The 5,741-nt window shown below is 68.0% G+C and carries 4 protein-coding genes; all 4 read left to right on the top strand.

Annotation, left to right across the window (positions count from 1 at the left end; translation table 11 throughout):
* Positions 1 to 350 precede the first annotated feature (350 nt).
* Positions 351 to 3,818, top strand: a complete 3,468-nt coding sequence (gene mfd / locus ACXJKH_RS13085) for a transcription-repair coupling factor (RefSeq protein WP_457319864.1) — start codon at positions 351 to 353, stop codon at positions 3,816 to 3,818.
* Positions 3,819 to 3,905: 87 nt separating this feature from the next.
* Entirely contained in the window at positions 3,906 to 4,427 is a 522-nt protein-coding gene (locus ACXJKH_RS13080) for a hypothetical protein (RefSeq protein WP_256776461.1), read from the top strand.
* A 53-nt stretch (positions 4,428 to 4,480) separates the two neighbouring features.
* On the top strand, positions 4,481 to 5,086 hold the full coding sequence (locus ACXJKH_RS13075) for an HD-GYP domain-containing protein (RefSeq protein WP_457319862.1): 606 nt from the start codon (positions 4,481 to 4,483) through the stop codon (positions 5,084 to 5,086).
* Positions 5,087 to 5,164: 78 nt separating this feature from the next.
* On the top strand, positions 5,165 to 5,741 hold a 577-nt coding region (locus tag ACXJKH_RS13070), incomplete at its 3' end, for a hypothetical protein (protein ID WP_457319860.1).

The raw sequence follows: 5,741 nt of genomic DNA, 5'->3' as shown, positions 1-5,741 counted from the left end.
GCCGGCACCTACGGTTCTCGCGCGCGTGCCGGCCAAGGGCCGGCACCTACGGTTTTTGCGCGCGTACCGGCCAGCGGCCGGTACCTACGGTTCTTGCGCGCGTGCCGGCCAGCGGCCGGTACCTACGGTTTTTGCGCGCGTACCGGGCAACGGCCGGCACCTACGGTTCTTGCGCGCGTGGCGGCCAGCGGCCGGTACCTACGGTTTTTGCGCGCGTGCCGGCCAGCGGCCGGTACCTACCGGGCTGTGCCACCGGACGGGCAACGGTGAGCGGAGCGATGCGCAGGCCCAGCGGCAACACCACGGGCTGACACGGTCCTGACCGCGCGGTCTGCTAAAATCGCCGGTTCATGTCACGCACCTCCTATCCCGCACCGCCGCTGCCACGTTCCGGTCAGCTCCGCGCCTGGTGGCGCGCTCCCGCTTCGGCCACTGCGCTGGCGTGGTACGTCGCCCGTGCGGCCGAGGTCCATGACGGGCCGCTGCTGTTCATCGCGCGCGACAACCATACCGCCAACCAGATCGAAGCCGACCTGCGCACGCTGCTGGGCGGCGCCTCGGACCTGCCGGTGGTGGTGTTCCCGGATTGGGAAACCCTGCCCTACGACGCCTTCAGCCCGCACCCGGACATCATTTCCCAGCGCCTGGCCGCGCTGCACCAGTTGCCCTCGCTCAAGCGCGGCATCGTGGTGGTGCCGGTGCAGACGCTGCTGCAGCAGCTGGCCCCGCTCAAGTACATCGTCGGTGGCAGCTTCGACCTGAAGGTCGGCCAGCGCCTGGACCTGGACGCGGAGAAGCGCCGCCTGGAGGCCGCCGCCTACCGCAACGTGCCGCAGGTGATGGACCCGGGCGATTTCGCCGTGCGTGGCGGCCTGCTCGATGTGTTCCCGATGGGCGCCGAGGCGCCACTGCGGATCGAGCTGCTGGACGAGGACATCGATTCGATCCGCGCCTTCGACCCTGAAAGCCAGCGCTCGCTGGACAAGGTCGACGCGGTGCGGATGCTGCCCGGTCGTGAAGTGCCGCTGGACGACCTGAGCGTGTCGCGGGTGCTGGCCACCCTGCGTGAGCGCTTCGACGTGGATACCCGGCGCAGCGCGCTGTACCAGGATCTCAAGGCCGGGCTGGCCCCGGCCGGCGTCGAGTATTACCTGCCACTGTTCTTCGACCAGACCGCCACGCTGTTCGACTACCTGCAGCCGAACGTGCTGCCGCTGGTCGGCGTGGGCGTGGGCGACGCCGCGGCGGCCTTCTGGGCGCAGACCGGCAACCGCTACGAACAGCGCCGCCATGACGTGGAGCGGCCGCTGCTGGCGCCTTCGGAGCTGTACCTCAGCCCGGAGGCGCTGAGCGCCAAGCTCAATGCACTGCCGCGCATCGAGATCTGGAACGCCGACCACCCGCGCATCGCCGACGCGCAGCCGCTGGGCGACCAGCCGTTGCCGCCGCTGCCGGTGGCCGCGCGTGACGCACCGGCCGGCGAAGCGCTCAAGTCCTTCATCGGCCATTACCCGGGCCGGGTGCTGATCGCCGCCGATTCGCCCGGCCGCCGCGAGGCGTTGCTGGAAGTGCTGCTGGCAGCCGAACTGAAGCCGCCGGTAGCGGTTGATCTGCCGACGTTCCTGGCCGATGCCAAGACGCGCTTTGCGATCACCGTGGCGCCACTGGAAGACGGCTTCGCACTGGATGCGCCGCAGATCGCGGTGCTGACCGAGCGCCAGTTGTTCCCCGAGCGCGCCGGCACCACCCGTCGCAGCCGCCGGGTCGGCCGCGAACCGGAAGCGATCATCCGCGACCTGGGCGAGCTGACCGAAGGCGCGCCGATCGTCCATGAAGACCACGGCGTGGGCCGCTACCGCGGCCTGATCGTGCTCGATGCGGGCGGCATGCCCGGCGAATTCCTGGAAATCGAATACGCCAAGGGCGACCGCCTGTACGTACCGGTCGCCCAGCTGCACCTGATCAGCCGCTACTCCGGTGCCTCGGCCGAAACCGCGCCGCTGCATTCGCTCGGTGGCGAGCAATGGACCAAGGCCAAGCGCAAGGCGGCCGAAAAAGTCCGCGACGTGGCCGCCGAACTACTGGAAATCCAGGCCCGCCGCCGCGCGCGTGCCGGGCTGGCGCTGCATGTGGACCGTTCGATGTACGAACCGTTCGCGGCCGGCTTCCCGTTCGAGGAAACCCCCGACCAGCTCGCCGCGATCGATGCCACGCTGCGCGATCTTGCCAGCAGCCAGCCGATGGACCGGGTGGTCTGCGGCGATGTCGGCTTCGGCAAGACCGAAGTGGCCGTGCGCGCCGCGTTCGCCGCCGCCAGTGCGGGCAAGCAGGTCGCGGTGCTGGTGCCGACCACGCTGCTGGCCGAACAGCATTACCGCAACTTCCGCGACCGCTTCGCCGATTGGCCGCTGCGCGTGGAAGTGCTGTCACGCTTCAAGAGCACCAAGGAAATCAAGGCCGAGCTGGAGAAGGTGGCCGCCGGTACCATCGACGTCATCATCGGTACCCACCGCCTGCTGCAGCCGGACGTGAAGTTCAAGGACCTGGGCCTGGTGGTGGTGGACGAGGAGCAGCGCTTCGGCGTGCGCCAGAAGGAGGCACTGAAGGCGATGCGTGCCAACGTGCACCTGCTGACCCTCACCGCCACTCCGATCCCGCGCACCTTGAACATGGCCATGGCCGGGCTGCGCGACCTGTCGATCATCGCCACCCCGCCGCCGAACCGGCTGGCAGTGCAGACCTTCATCACCGCCTGGGACAACGCGTTGCTGCGTGAGGCGTTCCAGCGCGAACTGGCCCGTGGTGGCCAGCTGTACTTCCTGCACAACGATGTGGAAAGCATCGGCCGCATGCAGCGTGACCTGGCCGAACTGGTGCCTGAAGCACGCATCGGCATCGCCCACGGGCAGATGCCCGAGCGCGAGCTGGAGCGGGTGATGCTGGACTTCCAGAAGCAGCGTTACAACGTGCTGCTGTCGACCACGATCATCGAATCGGGCATCGACATTCCCAACGCCAATACCATCATCATCAACCGCGCCGACCGCTTCGGCCTGGCCCAGCTGCACCAGCTGCGTGGCCGCGTCGGTCGCTCGCACCACCGCGCCTATGCCTACCTGGTGGTGCCGGACAAGCGGGCGATGACCCCGGACGCGGAAAAGCGCCTGGACGCGATCGCCTCGATGGACGAGCTCGGTGCCGGTTTCACCCTGGCCACCCACGATCTGGAAATCCGCGGCGCCGGCGAACTGCTCGGCGAGGACCAGAGCGGACAGATGGCCGAGGTCGGTTTCAGCCTGTACACCGAGCTGCTCGAACGCGCGGTCCGCAGCATCCGCCTGGGCAAGCTGCCCGACCTGGATGCCGGCGAAGAAGCGCGCGGTGCCGAGGTGGAGCTGCACGTGCCCGCGCTGATCCCGGACGACTACCTGCCCGACGTGCATACCCGCCTGACCCTGTACAAGCGCATCAGCAGCGCGCGCGATACCGATGCACTGCGCGAACTGCAGGTGGAGATGATCGACCGCTTCGGCCTGCTGCCGGATCCGGCCAAGCACCTGTTCGCAATCGCCGAACTCAAGCTGCAGGCCAACACGCTGGGCGTGCGCAAGCTGGAGCTGGGTGAAAACGGCGGTCGCATCGTGTTCGAAGCCAAGCCGACGATCGATCCGATGGCGGTGATCCAGATGATCCAGAAGCAGCCCAAGCTGTACACGATGGACGGCCCGGACAAGCTGCGCATCAAGCACCCGCTGCCGTTGCCCGAAGATCGCTTCAGCGCCGCCAAGGCGTTGCTGCTGACGCTGTCGCCGCGCTGACGCTCTACAACTGATTCCCCTGTGACCCTCCGCTTCTGCGGGCCGGAGGGTCTTCCCTGCTCATTGCCCGCGACAAGGAGAGTTGCTTTGAAACGATTCCACACCCTGCTGCTGGCCGCCGGCCTGGCCCTGCTCACCGCCTGCAGCGGCGGCGGCAGCGGCATGACCGCCAGCGAATACCTCACCGAAAACGTCGCCCTGTGGAACGGYACCGCCACCACCGTGCAGCAGTGGACCATCGGCCCGCGCGGCGAAGAACTGCAGAAGGCACTGGGCCAAGGCAAGGGCCTGGCCACGTTCAAGTCCGGCCTGGAAGGTGCACGCGCGGAGATGAAGCAGTACCTGGCCATGATCGACCAGATGCCGCCGGCCGACGATGCCAAGGACGTGCACCAGAAGCTGCGCACCTACGTGCAGAGCTCGGATGAAATGTTCGCCATCCTGCTGGAAATGGCCGCGCTGCCGGAAGGCTACGACAAGGCGCAGATCATGCCGCTGGCCGAGAAGCTGCAGGCCGTGGGCAACCGGATCGACGGTGAAATGCAGGCCCTGGACGCGGCCCAGGACGCGTACGCCAAGAAGCACGGCATCCAGCTGCAGCGGCATTGATTCCACCGTCTCCCGGCGGCAGCCGCCGCCGGGAGACGCAGCAAGAAGTTCCCGTGACCGATTCCTCCCCGCTGCACCCCAGCCACGCGCTGGCCTGCTCCATCGATGCGCTGTCGCTGTCACTGCAACTGCGCGATGCCTACACCCGCCGCCACTGCGACCGCGTCGGTCTGCTGGCCACCTCGCTGGCCCGCCACTGCGGACTGGACCCGGCGCACTGCGACCGGATCGGGCTGGCCGCCTGCTTCCACGATATCGGCAAGATCGGCATCCCCGACGACGTGCTGCTCAGCAGCGGCCGCCACGACGATGCCGAGCAGGCGATCATGCGCCAGCACCCCCTGCACGGCGAACGCATTTTCCTGGCTACCGGCCGCAGCGATGCTGCCGACGTGGCGCAACTGATCCGCGCGCACCATGAAGCCTTCGACGGCAGCGGCTATCCCGATGGCCTGCGTGGCGAAGCGATACCGCTCGGCGCACGCATCCTGACCCTCGTAGACGCCTGGGATGCGATGACCAGCGACCGCCCCTACCGCGATGCGATGGACCGCGAGCAGGTGATGCGCATTCTCGAGGAGGCCGCCGGCGGCCTGGTCGATCCGTACCTGTTGAGCGCTTTCCAGGCACTGCTGCGACGCGAGCCGGCGCTCGCCTGAGCGGCGCGTGGGCTTGCATTGGGGGCTGCCGCGCGCGACGCTGTCGGCTCCCCGTTTCAATCGACAAGGACGCATCGCATGCAAGGAAACGCCCCCCTTACCGCCGCGCTGGGCATTCTGCTGCTGGCACTGCCACTGCTGGCCCAAGCCCAGGTGACCCGCCACGACACCACCGGCAACCTGCAGCCGAGCCGGCAACTGCCGTGCACGGCATTGAAGGACATCACCCCTGCCGACTCTCCCGTCGACCAGATGGCCGCGTTGCCGCGCTGCCTGCAGGCCGGACGCGACCGCGACGCCGCCGACCTGTTCACCATGGCCGGCGTGTTTGCGCACTTTGACAAGCAACGCGTCGCCGACACCAGCGCCCACGACGCCTACAGCGCGTTGAAGGCCGGCGTGGCCGACAGCGTGGATGAAGCGCAGCTGGCGCGTTTCAATGCTGCGCTGGCCCAGCGCATGGCCGATCCGCAGGCTTACGTGGCTGAACTGTGTGGCATCACCAAAACACTGGCGCCGCCGAGCTATACGCCCACTTACATGATGAGCCACGGCATGGCCGCGTTCACCGGCAAGGGCGGCGGGTTGGTGGCGGGTTTCGATCCGGCGGCGGCGTGGAAGAACACGCGCAAGACCTATCTGAAGTGCGCTGACT

This window comes from Stenotrophomonas sp. P5_B8 (assembly GCF_054049855.1).
Note: the sequence above shows the minus strand (reverse complement) of the source record. Positions and strands in the feature narration are given on the sequence as shown.

What these genes read in the sequence shown, in the direction of transcription:
- mfd (WP_457319864.1), top strand. Translation starts at nt 351, where the DNA reads ATGTCACGCACCTCCTATCCCGCACCGCCGCTGCCACGTTCCGGTCAG.